The 17,715-nt window shown below is 41.0% G+C and carries 14 protein-coding genes and 1 tRNA gene; 6 read left to right on the top strand and 9 right to left on the bottom strand.

Annotated elements, in window-relative coordinates:
• Positions 1-15 precede the first annotated feature (15 nt).
• From R2Q66_RS19390 to R2Q66_RS19370, 5 genes are all read left to right on the top strand, one after another.
• On the top strand, positions 16-783 hold the full coding sequence (locus R2Q66_RS19390; protein ID WP_316752167.1) for a PASTA domain-containing protein: 768 nt from the start codon (positions 16-18) through the stop codon (positions 781-783).
• Positions 784-808: 25 nt separating this feature from the next.
• Positions 809-1,864 carry an endolytic transglycosylase MltG gene (mltG, locus tag R2Q66_RS19385; RefSeq protein WP_316752165.1) on the top strand — a complete coding sequence of 352 codons (1,056 nt, stop codon included), beginning with the start codon at positions 809-811 and terminating at the stop codon, positions 1,862-1,864.
• Position 1,865: 1 nt separating this feature from the next.
• Positions 1,866-2,273, top strand: a complete 408-nt coding sequence (locus R2Q66_RS19380) for an acyl-CoA thioesterase (protein ID WP_182954671.1) — start codon at positions 1,866-1,868, stop codon at positions 2,271-2,273.
• 9 nt (positions 2,274-2,282) lie between these two features.
• On the top strand, positions 2,283-3,260 hold the full coding sequence (locus R2Q66_RS19375; protein ID WP_316752159.1) for a YihY/virulence factor BrkB family protein: 978 nt from the start codon (positions 2,283-2,285) through the stop codon (positions 3,258-3,260).
• Positions 3,261-3,357: 97 nt separating this feature from the next.
• A tRNA-Ser gene (locus tag R2Q66_RS19370) sits at positions 3,358-3,444 on the top strand.
• 534 nt (positions 3,445-3,978) lie between these two features.
• On the opposite strand, the gene R2Q66_RS19365 is transcribed toward R2Q66_RS19370, so the two are convergent.
• Positions 3,979-5,685, bottom strand: a complete 1,707-nt coding sequence (locus tag R2Q66_RS19365; protein ID WP_316752157.1) for an ATP-binding protein — start codon at positions 5,683-5,685, stop codon at positions 3,979-3,981.
• Positions 5,686-5,752: 67 nt separating this feature from the next.
• The gene (locus R2Q66_RS19360) at positions 5,753-6,142 is read right to left on the bottom strand and encodes a hypothetical protein (RefSeq protein ID WP_316752155.1); all 390 of its coding nucleotides are present in this window, start codon (positions 6,140-6,142) and stop codon (positions 5,753-5,755) included.
• Between the two features lie 201 nt (positions 6,143-6,343).
• Here R2Q66_RS19360 and R2Q66_RS19355 point away from each other — a divergent pair, with 201 nt between their 5' ends.
• A complete protein-coding gene (locus R2Q66_RS19355) occupies positions 6,344-8,524 on the top strand; it encodes a bifunctional alpha,alpha-trehalose-phosphate synthase (UDP-forming)/trehalose-phosphatase (RefSeq protein WP_316752153.1) in 2,181 nt (726 codons plus the stop codon).
• A 111-nt stretch (positions 8,525-8,635) separates the two neighbouring features.
• On the opposite strand, the gene R2Q66_RS19350 is transcribed toward R2Q66_RS19355, so the two are convergent.
• From R2Q66_RS19350 to R2Q66_RS19320, 7 genes are all read right to left on the bottom strand, one after another.
• A complete protein-coding gene (locus tag R2Q66_RS19350) occupies positions 8,636-10,420 on the bottom strand; it encodes a glycoside hydrolase family 15 protein (RefSeq protein ID WP_316752151.1) in 1,785 nt (594 codons plus the stop codon).
• A gap of 103 nt (positions 10,421-10,523) precedes the next feature.
• Positions 10,524-11,039 carry a C40 family peptidase gene (locus R2Q66_RS19345; RefSeq protein ID WP_316752150.1) on the bottom strand — a complete coding sequence of 172 codons (516 nt, stop codon included), beginning with the start codon at positions 11,037-11,039 and terminating at the stop codon, positions 10,524-10,526.
• A 5-nt stretch (positions 11,040-11,044) separates the two neighbouring features.
• Positions 11,045-13,654 carry a DNA mismatch repair protein MutS gene (mutS, locus tag R2Q66_RS19340; protein ID WP_316752147.1) on the bottom strand — a complete coding sequence of 870 codons (2,610 nt, stop codon included), beginning with the start codon at positions 13,652-13,654 and terminating at the stop codon, positions 11,045-11,047.
• 76 nt (positions 13,655-13,730) lie between these two features.
• Positions 13,731-14,456 (bottom strand): menaquinone biosynthesis protein, encoded by a 726-nt coding sequence (locus R2Q66_RS19335; RefSeq protein WP_316752144.1) that lies wholly within the window; start codon positions 14,454-14,456, stop codon positions 13,731-13,733.
• Entirely contained in the window at positions 14,449-15,075 is a 627-nt protein-coding gene (locus tag R2Q66_RS19330; protein ID WP_316752142.1) for a histidine phosphatase family protein, read from the bottom strand. Before R2Q66_RS19330 ends, R2Q66_RS19335 begins: the two co-directional genes overlap by 8 nt.
• Positions 15,075-16,268 carry an aminofutalosine synthase MqnE gene (mqnE, locus tag R2Q66_RS19325; RefSeq protein ID WP_316752138.1) on the bottom strand — a complete coding sequence of 398 codons (1,194 nt, stop codon included), beginning with the start codon at positions 16,266-16,268 and terminating at the stop codon, positions 15,075-15,077. The genes R2Q66_RS19330 and mqnE overlap by 1 nt, the downstream gene beginning before the upstream one ends.
• 439 nt (positions 16,269-16,707) lie before the next feature.
• Positions 16,708-17,700, bottom strand: a complete 993-nt coding sequence (locus R2Q66_RS19320; protein WP_316752136.1) for a cytochrome-c peroxidase — start codon at positions 17,698-17,700, stop codon at positions 16,708-16,710.
• Between the last annotated feature and the right edge of the window lie 15 nt (positions 17,701-17,715).

The raw sequence follows: 17,715 nt of genomic DNA, 5'->3' as shown, positions 1-17,715 counted from the left end.
GAATAGATAATCCCTATGAGTAAATTTATAGCTTACCTAAAGACTAAATCCTTTAGAACCAACATCATTGCCGCGATAGTTACGGTGGTGGTCATCATCCTGGCGGCTTTCTTTAGTTTAAGATATTACACCAAACACGGTCAGGGCTTAAACGTTCCGGCAGTAAAAGGGCTGTCTTTCACACAGGCGGTAAGCAAGTTAGAGGCCTTAGGACTTCGTTACGAAGTTGATTCTGTGTTTGTGATGGATTCTCCTCCGGGCATCGTGATTGATCAGGATCCGGAAGCCAGTACTTTTGTAAAAGACAACCGTACCATCTATTTAACGGTAAATGTGGCTATGGCTCCGAACGTTAAATTCCCTGATATTGAGTTCAAACCATTCAGACAAGCTCAGGCATTACTGGAGAGTTTCGGTTTAAAACTAGGAGATACGACCTATAAATCTGATCAGGCCAGAGACGTGGTGTTAGAAGCTTTATTTGGCGGACAACCGATCAGAGCCGGCGAATCTATGCCTAAAGGCTCAAGAATTGACCTGGTTTTGGGTAATGGAAAAGGAGACGAAGAAGTGGATATTCCATCATTAATCGGCTTAACGAAAGATGAAGCGATATTTGCCTTGAGAAATGGTGCCATGCTGACCTTAGGAAACGTGTTCTATGAGGGCGAAATTACAGATACTGCCAATGCGGTTATTGTAAGACAAGACCCTTTCTTAACGGATTCCGTATCGAAAGTTAAAATCGGCACACCAGTAAACATTACCTTGTCCAATAAATAAAAAATAATTATTACCGTCATTATATATGTCAAACGAAAACGAAAAAAGCTTTAAAAAAAGCACTAAAGTAATATTAGCCGCATTGCTGGTGGTATTGGTCGTTGGTGGTTATTTCGGGTTGAAATTCTACAAAGTCTTCTTTGCCCCTAACATCACCGGTAACGAAAAATACGTGTATGTAAGAACAGGAAGCCATTTAGATGACCTGTTTGAAGAATTACGCAAGAAAGATATCCTGACAGATATCGGGTCATTTAGTCAGGCAGCTGCGAAAATGGATCTTGCACAAACCTTAAAACCTGGTCGCTACAAAGTGAGCAAAGGCATGAACAACAGAACGTTGATCAACATGTTGAAAGCTGGAAATCAAGACCCTGTTAAACTAAAATTCCAGAACATCAGGAAGAAAGAGGATTTTGCAGGATACCTTGCGAAAAACCTGGAAGCTGACTCTTTAGCTTTCATCACGGTATTGGATTCTACCGCATTAATTGAAAAATACGGCTTCAATAAAGACAACATTTATACGATGTTTATTCCGAACACTTACGAGGTGTACTGGAATATTTCTCCGATGGAGTTTTTTGAGAAAATGCAGAAAGAACATGCCAAGTTCTGGAATGATGAGCGTAAACGTAAGGCAGCTGCTTTAAACCTAAGTCCAATTCAGGTTTCCATTCTGGCTTCAATCGTAGATGCAGAGGCTTTATACGACAAAGAAATGCCAATCATTGCTGGTTTATACTTAAACAGGTTAAAAAAAGGCATTTTATTGCAGGCAGATCCAACGGTGATCTTTGCAAACGATGATTTTACGGTAAAAAGGGTAACTAACAAACTGTTACAGGTGCCTTCGAGATACAATACCTACAAATATGCAGGTTTGCCTCCGGGCCCAATCATGATGCCGAGTATCAATGCTATTGATGCGGTTTTGAATAAAGACGACAACAATTACATTTATATGTGTGCTAAAGAAGACTTCTCTGGTTTCCATAATTTCGCGGTTACTGTTCAGGAACATGAGATCAATGCGAAAAAATACAGAGAGGCTTTAAACAAGAAAAACATTTTCAAATAGGATGTTTACACATAGCACGAAAGTAAGGGTAAGATACGGGGAAACGGATCAGATGGGCTACGTATATTACGGCAACTATGCGGAATATTATGAAGTGGCGCGGGTGGAAATGTTAAGAAGCCTGGGCATGGATTATGCTGGTATGGAGAGTAGTGGGATTATGATGCCGGTTTTAGAGCTGAATTGTAAGTACATCAAACCGGCACTGTACGACCAGGAGATCACCATCAAAACCACGATACACGAGCTTCCGGGCGTTCGTATCTATTTTGTATATGAACTATTTAATGAGGCAGGTGAGCTGATTAATATCGGCAAAACCACTCTGGTGTTTGTCGACATGGCAAAAAACAAACCTTGCTCCCCTCCTGAAAATTTCATGGAGAAGTTAAAGGTATTTTTTAATTAAATTTGATAGATGGAGTGGGTTCATAAGCAACTACTAAAAATCAGGATTTACGCTTTGTTTATCGATTGGACCAAAGTATGCATACTGCCTGGTTTCAGTCCGCTGCCCCTCTACACGGTTGCCACATTTTTTTTTACAGAGATCGGGAAGGATTCTTTAGTCAACAAGGCTTCTTCCCTGGCTTATAATTTTATGCTGGCCTTATTTCCGGCGATCATCTTTTTATTTACCCTGATTCCCTTTATCCCTAAGCGTATTGGCTTCCAGAAGCAACTGATGGAGCTGATTGTGTTAATACTGCCAGCTGATGCGTATAAAGCCTTTGAAACGACCTTAAATGAGATTGTAAATCAGCAGAACGGTGGTTTGCTATCCTTTGGATTCTTTTTATCGCTGTTTTTCGCTACAAATGGGGTGCATAGCCTGATGATGGCCTTCAATAAGTCGTCGTTAATCATCGAAGACCGGAGCTGGCTAAAGCAGCGCCTGATTGCGGTACTGTTAACCATTACCATTGCTTTGTCCGTGATCATCTGCATCGTGGCTATGACTATCGGTGTGATCATGCTAAATAAGCTGAATATTAAAGGCAGTTTTACGGTATACCTGATTCAGCTGATCAGATGGGCCCTATTGGGGATTCTTTATTTTGTGACCATTTCTATCTTGTATAAATACGGTCCTTCGCATGTTAAGAAATGGAAGTTCTTTAGTCCGGGCTCTTGTCTGGCAACGATACTTGCCTTTCTGACCATCTGGGGATTTTCCTTTTACATAGATAATTTTAGCTCTTACAATAAAATCTATGGTTCTATCAGCACCTTAATCGTGCTGATGATCTGGTTATATTTAAATTCTTTGATACTTTTAGTCGGTTTTGAGCTAAATGCGAGTGTAGACTTGTCGAAAAGAAGTGTTAAAATTCTGCGTCCAAGCTACAATTTGTTCAAAAAACAGGGTTCTACGCCTGATCAGACGATAAGATAGAAAATTATTCTAGCTCATTTTTAAGGGCTTACCGGGATTTCGTTAGATTATCTGTTTCTTAATTTGCAGAATCAAGCAGAGTTCGTACTTTTGTCTCGGAGAGTTGGCAGAGTGGTCGATTGCGGCAGTCTTGAAAACTGTTGACTTGTTAAAGGGTCCGCGGGTTCGAATCCCCCATTCTCCGCTAAGGTATCAAAACCTACAAAAAGCCTGGAATCGTAAGATTTCAGGCTTTTTTGTTTTACACCAAATGCAAAATCAGCATCATTTTCTATATACCAGGATCAATTCTAGAAAAGGTACCAAAAGGCGAGACTCTAGCTATCTCCTCATTAACTAAACAATTCCTGAAATAAAACTGACAGCTGCATCGATCCTTTACAATGGAATCCAAGGTCAGGGATTGTTCGGTTAAGCTATCGGATTTTAAAGGAAAGTATGTGTTATTGGATTTTTGGGCAAAGATTATTGCCCGTAATTTGACTGGCGATAATCTGGAAGCAAAATTATTGGAAGTGATAAAATGATCATAGCAGAATGGCAGCAATCCATATGTTAAAGAATTTCTCTTCTTTATAAGTTGGGGAATTGAATTATTACCCCTTTGTATAAGCTATGAGCTCTAATCCCCCTTTAACTGGGTATTTAGCACCCAGACCAACTTTAACATCACTATCAAAGCAAACTAGTTGGGGAATTATGATAGTAAGTTGGGGAGTTAACTTGCATGCTTAGTAACTAGATATGCTTCAACTTTTCCTACAGGGTTATCATTAACATCAAATTTAGAACTTACCATATAACTTGTTGTATTACCTTTACCCATTTTATCAACAACCCCATCTTCAACTAGCTTCTCAACAAGAAACTTCACCTGCTCCCTTGTTAATCCGGCTTTAAATACTTCAACAATCCCGCCCATTCTAGTCATACCTCTTTGTGCTAAAAGATTGATCACCGTAGCTACTTCGCTTGTTGTATAATTTCCAATTTTTAGCGGGACACTCATTAGATCCTGATATAACTTCCCAAGGATATAGCGCTGACTATTACCTGAACCAATTCTATTAATCAGACCACTAGATTCAAGTTTCTGAATAACATTTTTACTGATCCCTGCTAAATGACCATCTCTTATTTTAGCTAATGCAATAATATCATGGACACTTAACCGCTGATCTTCCGCAAGCAGACCAGATACATTTTTAATAAATAGATAAAATGCGCTGTCTGTAATCTGTCCATCTAAACTTAGTGAAACCTGAAAAAGATCAGAGCTTGAATAATCGGGTTCCGGTTTTCCCTGGGCAAGAGAAATGGAGTAGATTTTATCAATACCTTGTCCCGACCTTTCCACAAGGCCAGTTTTTAAAAGAACTTCTGAAAGAAGCCTGCTCCTGGGGGTACTATTGATGGTAATGATATTCTCCAAAGTCACTCCTTTTGGGAACCCTCCAGGATTATTAATTGTTAATTTCTTAGGGGATTGGCGGATGAGTATTTCTGAGGTTAAACTATAATCTCTATGTGCAATAGCATTAAACAATGCCTCACGTACCACAACTTCATCAAATACAGTTACATCGTCTATATATGGGCCATTATGAATATGTTCAACTGAATTTCTCGAATGGATCAGCTTCCATGTTACATCTAAACCAACAAAAAGTGGATCAATGATCTCCTCTCTCCAGTCGCTGGGAATTTGCATTTCTGTTCCCCTATATTCCAATATTGTCTTAGATTGAGGCAAATATTTCCGGATACTTTCCTTTTTACCTAAAAGGATTAAGGCTGCATAAGTAACCTTATTGCCAACAATTAGTTCAAGATCCGATAATGCCTGAAGATCGTCAGTATTTCTAAATGCCGGATTATTGTTTTTTACTGCGAACCGGCTTTTTAAAATAGAAATGGCATTTGGGTCTAACTGATCAACTATTAGTCCCTCACAAATTTTAGCAGAAAAGTCTGGTTCCTGCTCCGATAGTATTTTAAACATCTCCTCATCAGACATATTTCGTAAACTGTCCCCAATGCGCATAAGTGGAACTCCTTCATACTTCATCAGTTTGCCGACTGGACGTTTTGGTACAGTGAAAATCAATACTCTTAATCCATTCTCATATAGGTCTTGCGCCTCAACCCTTATACCCATCCTTGCGTAAATATCATCCACCATCGCGCCAACTTCGTTTTCAGCGAATTTAGTCCCAACAACATCATGAGGATGTTTATCAGCCATACCTAAAACTAACTTTCCACCTCCCTCATTACTAAGCGCTGCAACATATCCCAGCACACACTTTCTTCTCAGATTCTGATCCCTATGTGAGCCCCCGTTATAATTAAAATCACGTGTTGCCGCTTTAAATTCTATGTGATCTTCTGATTCTCTAAGTATTTTTAACTCAGCTATTGTCATAGACATGCGTATTTAAGCAGAAATACCAAACTTTTAGCCGTTACGCCAACTGTAACCTCTATACGTATTATATATTTATCAGCATCCTGTTCATCTTAAGGTCCAGGCTTTCCATACTTGCTGCAGATTTCCCTTTCAACAGGGCCAACTTATTTTCTACGGAATCAATTCTTCTGCTCAACCGGAGCCCCAGTTGATCCACCCGATCTCCCAACTGATCCAGACCAACCTTTGTCCCCAGTTCCAGCTTAATCATCCCCCCTTCCAGCTTATTCAGTCCATCATCCAACTTATCCAACCTTTCTTCCACACTACCTACCCTATGATGCAGCAAAACCAGGTTATTATTTACCTCCTCAAAGCCCTTCCCTATAAAATCATGTAATTCCTGAAAACACCTGAGTACCTCAACATTGATTATTTCCAAACCATTTACCCTATCTGTTAAAGATTCCATAATGTGCTTTATTTGACCGGAACAATTATACATAACTAATCTCAACATTGTTTAAAGAAATCATTATTAATCTAAAAGAACATAAAACCAAGCGACTTAACAATATTGATGCTGCTTATTCCAAAGAAAAACTTACAATAAATACTCAGTAGTTAAAAAAAACAAAACAAATAGCAATAAAACGCGTTAATAATTAGTATAATGATAAGAGAAAGTAAAACGATCATCATCTCCAACCGGTTACCGGTTAAAATAACAGAAGAAAACGGCGTCTATCAATTAAGTCCCAGCGAAGGCGGGTTAGCCACTGGCCTCGGCTCCATTTACAAAGAAGGAAACAACATCTGGATTGGCTGGCCAGGCTTGGAGGTACCCGAAGACAGACAGGAGGAAGTGACCAGAAAGCTGGCCGAATTAAACCTCATTCCGGTCTTTCTAAGCACCGAAGAAATCAACGGCTATTACGAAGGTTTTTCAAATGAGATATTATGGCCGGTATTTCATTACCTCGTTACCTATGCAAATTTTGAGCAATCCTATTGGGATGCCTACCAGGCTGTAAATGAAAAATTCAAACAGGCGGTAACTCAGCATTTATCCAGTGGCGATAAGATTTGGGTACACGATTATCAGCTATTACTATTACCTAATCTAATCCGGGAAGAGCAACCATCGGTTACGATTGGATTCTTCCAGCACATCCCATTTCCATCTTTCGAAATCTTCAGACTCATCCCATGGAGAGAAGAAATCATCGAAGGCATGCTTGGGGCAGACCTTTTAGGCTTCCATACCTTTGATGATGCCCGACATTTTATCAGTGCCGCATCCAGGTTATCGACCAGTAACCCTTCCGATAATATCCTGATCTATAAAAACAGACAAGTCGTTGTAGAAGCCTTCCCTATGGGGATCGACAATGAGAAATTTGACCGCCTCACCAGAGATCCAAAAGTGGCAAAATTCACGGTTTCCATTAAAAACAGCTTAAAAAACATCAAGACCATTCTAACCATAGACCGGCTCGATTACAGCAAAGGGATATTACAAAGACTCCAGGCCTTAGAGCTTTTACTGGAAACACATCCTGAATATATCGGAAAACTAGCCCTATACATGATTGTAGTGCCTTCCAGAGATACCGTTCCTAAATATAAAGAGCTAAAAGATCAGATTGATCAGTTGGTAGGAAATATCAATGCCAGGTTCAGGACCATCAGCTGGCTGCCCGTACATTACTTCTACCGCTCATTTTCCGTAGAATTCCTTTCCGCCATTTATAGTGCCGCAGACATCTGTCTGGTTACGCCAATGCGCGATGGAATGAACCTGGTGAGTAAAGAATATGTCGCGTCCAGACAAAATGAAGATGGCGTATTGATCTTAAGTGAAATGGCCGGTGCTTCAAAAGAACTGAACGACGCCCTGATTGTGAACCCGAATAATATCGGAGATATGGTCACCGCAATGATTCAGGCGATCAATATGTCGCCCGAAGAACAACAAAGCAGAATGAAAAGTATGCGGGCAATTGTCAGCAAATTCAACATACACCTCTGGGTGAAAAACTTTATGGATAAATTAAAAGAAGTCAAGACGATGCAGGAATTCTTACATACCAAACATGCCGTGGCATCGATTAAAAATCAAATCACTACCGATTATAAAAATGCAAAAGACAGATATATCTTTCTGGATTATGACGGAACGCTTGTCGGTTTTAATGCCGACATCAATCAGGCATCGCCTGATGAAGAACTATACGACCTTTTAAAACAGTTAACTAAAGACCCTGCAAATCAGGTGATTATCATTAGTGGCCGGAATTACCAGACTTTAGAGCAATGGTTTGGGCACTTAGATGTCGATATGATTGCAGAACATGGTGCCTGGCAAAAATATAAACATACCGACTGGAAACCACTGCCCCTCCTTACCGATAAATGGAAACAGGAAGTCAAAGTGGTTTTAGACACCTATACAGACCGCACACCAGGCTCCTTCATTGAAGAGAAAAGTTATTCCCTGGTTTGGCATTACCGAAAGGTAGAAGAAGGCTTAGGAGCGCTTAGAGCGAATGAAATCACCAACCACCTCCGTATGGTTATTGCCGACAAAGGATTACAGATGATGCCGGGAAATAAGGTGATCGAGTTTAAAAACTTTGAGGTGAACAAAGGAAAAGCGGCACAAAACTGGCTTTACGGACAAGATCCTGATTTTATCCTTGCCCTTGGCGACGATCATACCGACGAAGACATCTTTAAAGCCTTAGAACCGGAAGCTTACACCATCAAAGTAGGCAGCAATATTTCCGCAGCGCGATACTATCTGAAAGATTTCAGAGAAGTAAGAGCCTTACTAAAAGAACTCGTGCAGTAAAAATACGGTAAAACCATAAACTCATGCAGTAGCTTAAAAACTCCTGTAATAAAAAAAAACAGCAAGCACTGGTCCGATAAAAGGCCAGTGCTTGCTGTTCAATCAAAAACCCTATAAAAACGAGGGAATGTCCAGCTTTATCGCAATCCGGTGCGCTGCATTCATCAAACCCACATGACTATAGGCCTGAGGAAAGTTCCCCCACTGCCCACCGTCAACTTCATCTACATCCTCGCTAAACAGCAACAAATGATTCGAATATTTAATGATGGATTCAAATTCTCTGATTGCGTCATCGAGTCTGCCCACACAAGCCAGGGCTTCCACATACCAAAATGCACAGATTAAGAAAGTCGTTTTCGGCTTCCCAAAATCATCGGTATGCACATACCTGTAAAACAAACCATTTTCTGCTTTAAGCTCTGATTCCAAAGCGATCAAATGATCTTTCGCCCTTTGCGAATTCGGGTCCAGATAATTCATTAAGATCAGTTGTAAAGTACTCGAATCCAGGTAAGGACTGCCCACCGCATGGGTATATACTTTACGTACCGGATCATAACAATCCTCAATATGCTGTGCGGCTTTATCGATTAAAACCTGCGCACGCTCCTGAAAACCTACATTATCAATAGTTTTCGCCATTTTCAAAGCGGCCTTTGCTCCTGCCCATTGAAACAGATTGGTATAACAATGCGTGTTTGGCAGGTTTCTGAATTCCCAGATTCCGGCGTCCTTTTCATCAATAGTACGCTCAATCTTTTTCAAAAGATAATCAAGCCACTTCTCAGAATCTTTTCTTTCCGAGTAGATAAAACGTCGGTCGGTATATAAAGGCAGCATAGAAATCAGCACCTGCCCATAGATGTCATTTTGAATATGCTCATAGGCCTGGTTTCCGATTCTGATCGGCGTATTGCCTAGATAACCTTTTAAATCCGGAACGATATGTTCCGTTAATATCCTTTCTCCGGCAATACCGAAAAGCGGCTGATAACGTTCTTCGTCTCTGAAAGAAAGATCGGTGATGTAATTAAAATACCGCTCCATTTCTTCAAAATGACCGATATGGTTCAAAGAAGTGATCACATAATAGGTATCCCTCATCCAGCAATAGCGGTAATCCCAGTTTCTGCCAGATCCCTGAGATTCGGGCAAACTGGTGGTACTTGCGGCGATAATTGCGCCTGTATCTTCGTATTGGTGGATTTTTAAAGTGAGTGCCGAACGGATGATATAAGACTGATAAAAACCGACAATCGTGGAGTGTTTAATCCAGGTTCGCCAGTACTTTTTGGTTTCCATTAAAAAGCGTTCCGCGGTGCTGATGATGGGTGCATCCAGTTCATTCCCATAAGTTAGAATCAGGTATTTCGGTTCATTCAGGGCAAAATACTTCTCATCTTCGATATAACTCAAAGAGATATTGGTACTCAGCTGCATGTCTTCCGTATCGCCCGTAAATTCCAGATGGTTACTCCCCCTGCTGGCATTCTGTTTTTTGCCACCGTATTCACATACCGGCTTACAGGTTACTTTTACCCTTGGATTTCCGCTTAAAGGCTCTATTTTCCTGATGAGCATCAAAGGCTTAAAATAGCGTTCAAACTGATGAAAACGCGGCGCGAAATCGGTTACGCGGTAACTTCCCTCCTCGTTGGTAATCTCCGTACAAATGATATTGGTGTTTTCCAGATAATACTGTTTGGAGGAGTACTCAGCAGCCGGGAGAATAGAAAATTCACCCCCTTTTTCCTGATCCAGTAAACCCCCAAAAACAAAGCTGCTGTCGAATCTAGGCCAGCACAGCCAGTCGATATTGGTGTTTTTATTTACGTGAGCGAGGTAAGCGCAATTTCCAATGATTCCGGTTTGATAAGTGTGTCTCTCTGTCATATATTATTTCAATTGATATAATATACAACAGGACTTTAGGCCATTTGTTCCTGTTTTTTCTTAAACCAACAGGTTAACAGCGCATTAGAAACACAAATACACCTTAATTCCTGAAGGAACCCGCTTTTACCATTGCCCTTTGATAGGCCGGTAAAGTTAGGTCATCCACCACAACACCACGGGTAGTAGAAGCGTGGACAAAGAAATTATCATTCAGGTATACGCCGACATGATCTACCGAACGGCCACCAAAAGAAAAGAAGATTAAATCCCCTTCTTTTAATTGTCCGACGCTTTTAGTCCTGATCACTCCGGCCTGATCGCTGGAGCGCCTTGGCAGTTCATTGCCATAGATATTTTTCTGTAACAGAAAAGCAAAACCAGAGCAATCGATGCCCCGTTTATCCATACCGCCTAAACGGTACCTAACCCCTGTCCAGTCGTTGATAAAACGGTACAAAGGTTTACTTTTCAACTGAGACATCACTACTGCTGCCCTGGCAGCCTTAGTATTCACATTGGTATTCTTTCTACTGCTACAGGCAGAAAAAATGAGCAATACCATTAACAACATCAACAACTTAAATCTTCCTTTAAGAGCGGTCTGATTAATGGTCATAGTCATTATTGTTTAATGATGCGTTGAATTTCATCCAGTTTCAGCAAAGCCTCTACCGGTGTTAAAACATTCACATCCAGGTTATTTAACGTATCTCTTATTTTCACGAGAACCGGATCATCAATCGCAAACATGTGCAACTGGTAAGCCTGATTCTGCACTTTCTTAATGCTATCTTTAATACTCTGTCCTTCCGTACGGTCGATTTCGAGTTTCTTTAGAATCTCATTCGCCCTGTTGATCAGCTTAGGCGGCATACCAGCCATCTTCGCTACATGGATACCGAAACTATGCTCGCTACCACCAGGCACCAATTTACGCAGGAAAATCACCTTATTACCCACTTCCTTGATGGAAACGTTAAAGTTCTTGATTCTTGTCATCGTATTTGCCAGCTCATTCAATTCATGATAATGCGTAGCAAATAACGTTTTTGGCTTTGCCGTTGGATGCGTATGCAGGAATTCCGCAATCGCCCAGGCGATAGAAATCCCATCATAAGTACTGGTTCCTCTACCGATTTCGTCCAGTAAGATCAGGCTGTTTTCCGAAATATTATTCAGGATACTTGCCGTCTCATTCATCTCTACCATGAACGTACTTTCTCCGGAAGAAAGGTTATCCGAAGCACCAACTCTGGTAAATATTTTGTCAACCAAACCTATGGTTGCGGCTTTAGCGGGAACAAAACAGCCCATTTGCGCCATCAATACGATCAATCCGGTTTGTCTCAAAATAGCCGATTTACCCGACATATTGGGCCCCGTAATGATGATGATCTGCTGGTTTATATTGTCCAGAAAAACATCATTGGTAATGTATTCTTCGCCAACAGGGAGTCTTTTTTCAATCACCGGATGTCTGCCACCCTTGATATCTAAACCTTTACCCTTATTCATCACCGGTTTCACATAGTGATTGCGAACCGCCAACTGTGCGAAACACAACAACACATCCAGTTGCGCAATACAGAAAGCATTCAGCTGGATTTGTTTGATATAAGCACTCACAAGAACCATTAACTCCCCGTAAAGTCGGATTTCGATCTGCATGATCTTCTCTTCCGCACCCAGGATCTGCTCCTCATATTCTTTCAACTCTGGTGTAATATAGCGCTCTGCACTCACCAGGGTCTGTTTCCTGATCCAATCGGTAGGAACTTTATCTTTATGCGTATGCGTTACCTCCAGATAATAACCGAAAACGTTATTGAAGGCAACTTTAAGCGAAGGAATGCCCGTAATGGCCGCTTCTCTTTTTTGAATTTCTACTAAATAATCTTTTCCACCGAAGGAGATTTTACGCAGTCGATCTAGTTCTTCATTAACCCCATCTGCAATTACATTTCCTTTGATCAGTAAAGCCGGAGGATCTTGTTGTAATTCCCTTTCCAGCTTTTCCCGGATGGACAAACAAGGATCTAACTGCGCGGCCAAAGCCATCAAAAATGGGTTTGCAGAAGCGTTAGCAATCTCTTTGACCGACTCAATATGATACAAAGCTTTTTTCAGCTGACACAATTCTCTGGGGCCAACTTTCAACAAACCGACCTTAGAAATCAGGCGTTCCAGATCACCGATCTGTTTAATATGGTCTAAGAATTTCTCTACCAGTTCCTCATCTTTTACCAGATATTCTACCATCCCCAGGCGTTCCTGGATAGGTTTCAGTTCTTTAAGCGGCATGATGATCCAACGGTGCAGCAAACGTGCCCCCATTGGCGTAGAAGTATGGTCTAAAATCTGGAAAAGCGTTACCGCATTTTCATTGTTAGAGCTCACCAATTCCAGGTTGCGAATCGTAAAACGATCCAGCCACATGTATTTATCTTCCTCTAAACGGGAAATAGCACTGATGTGTTTTAGATTCTTGTGCTCGGTTTCATTCAGATAATGAAGGATAACCCCTGCGGCAATGATGCCGATAGACAACTTATCCACGCCAAAACCTTTTAAAGAATTCACTTCAAAATGCTTTTGCAAAGTTTCTGTGGCGTAATCTGTGGTAAAAGCCCAGTCGTCTAAAGTGAAGGTATAGAACTTATCCCCGAAAAGTTCCAGGAATTCCTGTCTTTTACTTTTCTGAAAAATAACTTCTGTGGGTTTAAAGCCTTGTAAAAGCTTATCGATATATTCTTCATTGCCCTGCGCCACATAAAACTCACCGGTAGAAATGTCCAGAAAAGACACGCCTAATCCTGCTTTATCGAAATAAACGGCAGCGAGGTAATTGTTAGACTTCTGACTCAGGATATTGTCACTATAAGCAACTCCGGGTGTAATCAATTCGGTTACGCCGCGTTTTACAATGGTTTTCGTCAGTTTCGGATCTTCCAGCTGATCGCAGATCGCGACTCTTTGTCCGGCCCTAACCAATTTAGAAAGGTAATTGTCTAAAGAATGATGTGGAAATCCCGCCAGTTCAATATGACCACCTGGTCCATTTCCCCTTCTTGTCAATACAATCCCCAGAATCTGGGAGGTCTTTACGGCATCTTCACCAAATGTTTCATAGAAGTCGCCTACTCTGAACAATAATAATGCACCGGGGTACTTTGCTTTAATAGCATTGTACTGCTGCATTAAAGGTGTCTCTTTAGTCTTGTCTTTAGCCAAAATGTATCTTATTTACAAAACCGTAAAGATAGTACCTGAATGGCTAACCTTTAAGGTTTGTTGAAAACTATAAATTTTACAATTGTTCTATATAGGATAAGAACAAGTTCAATGCTTCGCATTTTTTACTCGTGAGTTCAAAATCCAGCTTATGAAACAGGTAATCTTCCATATCAAAATCTGCGATTTCAGGCAATTCCTTTAACAATTCTCCGCGACGGGAAAGGCCATAAGCCAGCGACTGGTTAAACTCCGCAATAAATTCCTCAGGAATCGTTTTATTGGCCACCCATGCCGCATATACGAAAGGCAAACCGGTAAATTTCATCCACTCTTCGCCCATATCATAGACATAAGCGTAGTTAGATTTCTTGCCGAAAGTACGGTCGCCGATTAAAACCATGGCATCCGTTTCTGCATTCAGATCATTGGTAAAACTGACCTCCTGTTTCCAATGGAATTTCAGTAATACCTTAGCCAGATTATTGGAAGTGCGGGAATGACTATCCAGCTTTACCGTTTTAATCTCCGAAACCGGAACATTGCTAAACACAAAGACGGAATTTACCGCGCCTACAGAGCCTATACAATAATCGGAAACGATATTTGCGTTGGGCACTAGAGGGATAGCCGCAACTGGAATCAGACCGATATCCACCTGATTGTTAATCAATTTGGCGGCACAATCCGTAGGAATATCTAAACTTAAATCTATTTTATCCATCAGTTCTGTATGGGCAATACCATAAATAAAAGGCTTGGTATTGGTATAAGAAACTGCGGAAATCTTAATCTTATTCAATTGGAAATGATTTTAAATGATCCGTATTATTGAACTCCATGATCGTAAACTGACCATCGTTCAAATCGACTTTATAGAGCGTCGTATTCTGATGCGGGAAATCGGTCATCTCGTTTAATGGCTTGCCGGTAAGCAGGCAAAGCAATAATCGCATCGCTCTTCCATGCATACAGATCAGTACCTTTTTCTCGTTAGGAGCCTTCACAATCACGTCTAACGCTTCCTGAAGGCGGATTTTCACTTGATTCGGACTTTCGCCGCCTTCAAAATGACTATCGAAATCACCAGCCTGCCACTTTTCCATCATGCCTTTAAAAGCAGCAATGGCGTGTTCATCATTGGTTTTTCCTTCCCATATACCCCAGGCCAGCTCATCCAAACCAGACAATTGTTCCCATGGCAAACCCGCATCGATAAAACCTTTAACGGTTTGGTGCGTGCGCTTTAACGAAGAAGTGTAAACTTTATCAAAAGGAACATCCTTGTACATGGCATAAAATGCCGCTGCCTGTGCCCTTCCGGTATCATTTAGATCACTGTTAATCCCTCTTCCCTGTACAATTCCCTGTTTATTTAAATCGGTTTCACCATGTCTGATGATATATAGTTCTTTCTCCATTAATTGATGACCGGCAATTTATAATACTGTGGTTTCACTTCCCCTTCAAAAACAACGTCTGTATAATCGGTTACTACATTATAAAGGGTATCTCTTTCTATCGGCTTACGGTTTACCTGTTTGATCAGGTTCACCAATTCTTCCGTATTCATCGCTGGATGCTGTTCTTCTGCCCCTGCCATCGAGTAAATTTTGGTGGTATCATCTAAAGTACCATCAATATCATCTACCCCAAAGTTCAGGGAAAGCTGTGCAGTCTGACGGCTAATCATCGCCCAGTAGGCCTTGATATGGTCAAAATTATCCAGGTAAATCCTTGCAATGGCGTAATTTCTTAAATCTTCGATCACAGAAACCTCAGGCACGTGGTCCATCTGGTTGTTCTGATTTCTGAATTTCAATGGAATAAAAGCCTGGAAACCTCCTGATTTATCTTGTTGCTGACGCAGGCGTTCCATATGGTCAACCCGGTGCCAAAACTCTTCTATATGTCCGTAAAGCATCGTTGCATTGGTTTTCATGCCCAGCTTATGCGCTTGCTCATGAATATCCAGCCACTGTTCTGCATTACATTTATCGTGTGCAATTTTTTCTCTTACTTCCGGATGGAAAATCTCTGCACCACCACCTGGCATAGAATCCAGACCAGCTTCCTGCAAATATTTCATGCCTTCATAATGCGTTAATTTCGCCTTTTTGAAGATGTAATAATACTCTACCGGAGTTAATGCTTTGATGTGTAAATCCGGACGATGTGCTTTCGCTTTTCTAAAGAAATCGCTGTAGAACGCCAGATTTTGTTTTGGAACTACACCACCAGTGATATGAACTTCCGTAACCGGCTCATTGTCGTACTTTTTAAGCACATCCATCATGCCATCTACGCTCATTTCCCATCCTTCTTCCTTTTGTTTAATCAAACGGGAATAAGAACAAAATTTGCAGTCGTACACGCAAACATTGGTTGGCTCAATATGAAAATTGCGGTTGAAATAGGTTTTATCGCCGTGTTTTTGCTCCCTGATATAGTTGGCCAAAACACCTAGATAACCTAGTTCGGCATGTTCATAAAGATAAACGCCTTCATCGAAGGTGATTCTTTCCTGATTCTGTACTTTATTTGCTATTGCTTTAAGTTCGGCAGACAAATCATTGTCGTTAAGCACTAAAGCCAGCGTTGAATTAGCATCCATGTATAATGAGATAATGGTACAAATGTAAAAAGACAGGCGCATATAAAGAATGGCCTCATCATGAACAAAAGTAGTATAAAATCACCATAAACCCGTTTTTTAACTGGTTTTAGCTGTCAGCATTATGTAAAAGAGCAACCCGGAGGGATTGCTTGTCTGCGGAAGACAACGTGAAGGTAGCGAGAAGACAACCGGAAGACCCTGTGAACCGATTTGACCTGATCAACGGATGAAAAAACAATGTGAGGGCGCAAAGCGGTTATTGCAAGGGCTGCAGGCCCTACAAGGCCCCACCAGCCCCGCGCCAGAAGCCTGTCAAGGCCCCCATAAAACAAAGCACAACTGCCAGTCAAAACGAAATGAAAAATCCATTTTAAAACAAAATATCCATTCCTGATGTTCAGGAATGGATATTTTCATTATAGCAATATACAAAAAACTATTGAAGCGTCATCTTATTGATAAAAGCATCGTCCGTTAAAGTTTTCAAAAACGCGACCACCTTTTTCTGCTCCGGATCTGTCAACGGAATCCCCGCTTTCCCATTGGTCTGCATCAAAGGGTCTAAATCCTTTTCCGCATGCACACCAGTAGCATAATGTTGCATTACCTCTTCTAAAGTTTTAAAACGTCCATCATGAAAATAAGGAGCGGTTACCGCGATATTTCTTAAAGAAGGTACTTTAAACTTTTTCACCGGATCATTTGCAGTGGCCGTACCGATATTTCGTAAAGACTCATCGGTAAACAAATCTCCCGAATGACAAGTCGCACATTTTTCTTTAAAAAGCCTCAAACCATCCAATTCGGCTGGTGTAAAGGTGTTTTCTTGCTTAACCACCAGTTTGTCGTAACGTGAATTTGCAGAGACCAGCGACAATAAATATTGCTCGATCACTCCGGTTACGTCGCGCTCCTGAATGGTATCAACGCCTAAAACCGACTTAAAATAATGCTTATATATCGGCGAATTGTTCAATTTTCCAACCACATTATCCATGGTCTCCCCCATTTCTGCCGGGCTCGTTAAGGCATTAATCGCCGTATTGCGCAAATGTGATTCTCTACCATCCCTGAAAAACGAAGTCTTCCATTGCAGGTTCATCAATGCAGGGGTGTTTTTTGTCCCAAGGATATCTTCATTTACCCCCGGATTGATTTTTATTCCTTTACTGGCATAACCATCCGTCTGATTGTGACAGGAAGCACAGGCCACCTTTCCGTTTTTAGAAAGCAGTGCATCATCAAATAACTTTTGCCCAAGGGTAACCCCTTCAACCGTTAAAGCAGGGCCCTGCTGAACAATTGCAGGGAAATTAACCGGTCTTCTTACCGCAACATCCGTCTTAATCGTAGATAAACCAAAGGCGAAAACAGCGATCAATAAACCAAAAATCAAAATCGCGAACACAAAAATCTTATTCTTTTTCATTAAATATCAATTGGG

The organism is Pedobacter gandavensis (assembly GCF_032677645.1).
Classification (GTDB): domain Bacteria; phylum Bacteroidota; class Bacteroidia; order Sphingobacteriales; family Sphingobacteriaceae; genus Pedobacter; species Pedobacter gandavensis_A.
The sequence above is the reverse complement of the archived record's forward strand: the minus strand, read 5'-3'. Positions and strand labels throughout refer to the sequence as shown.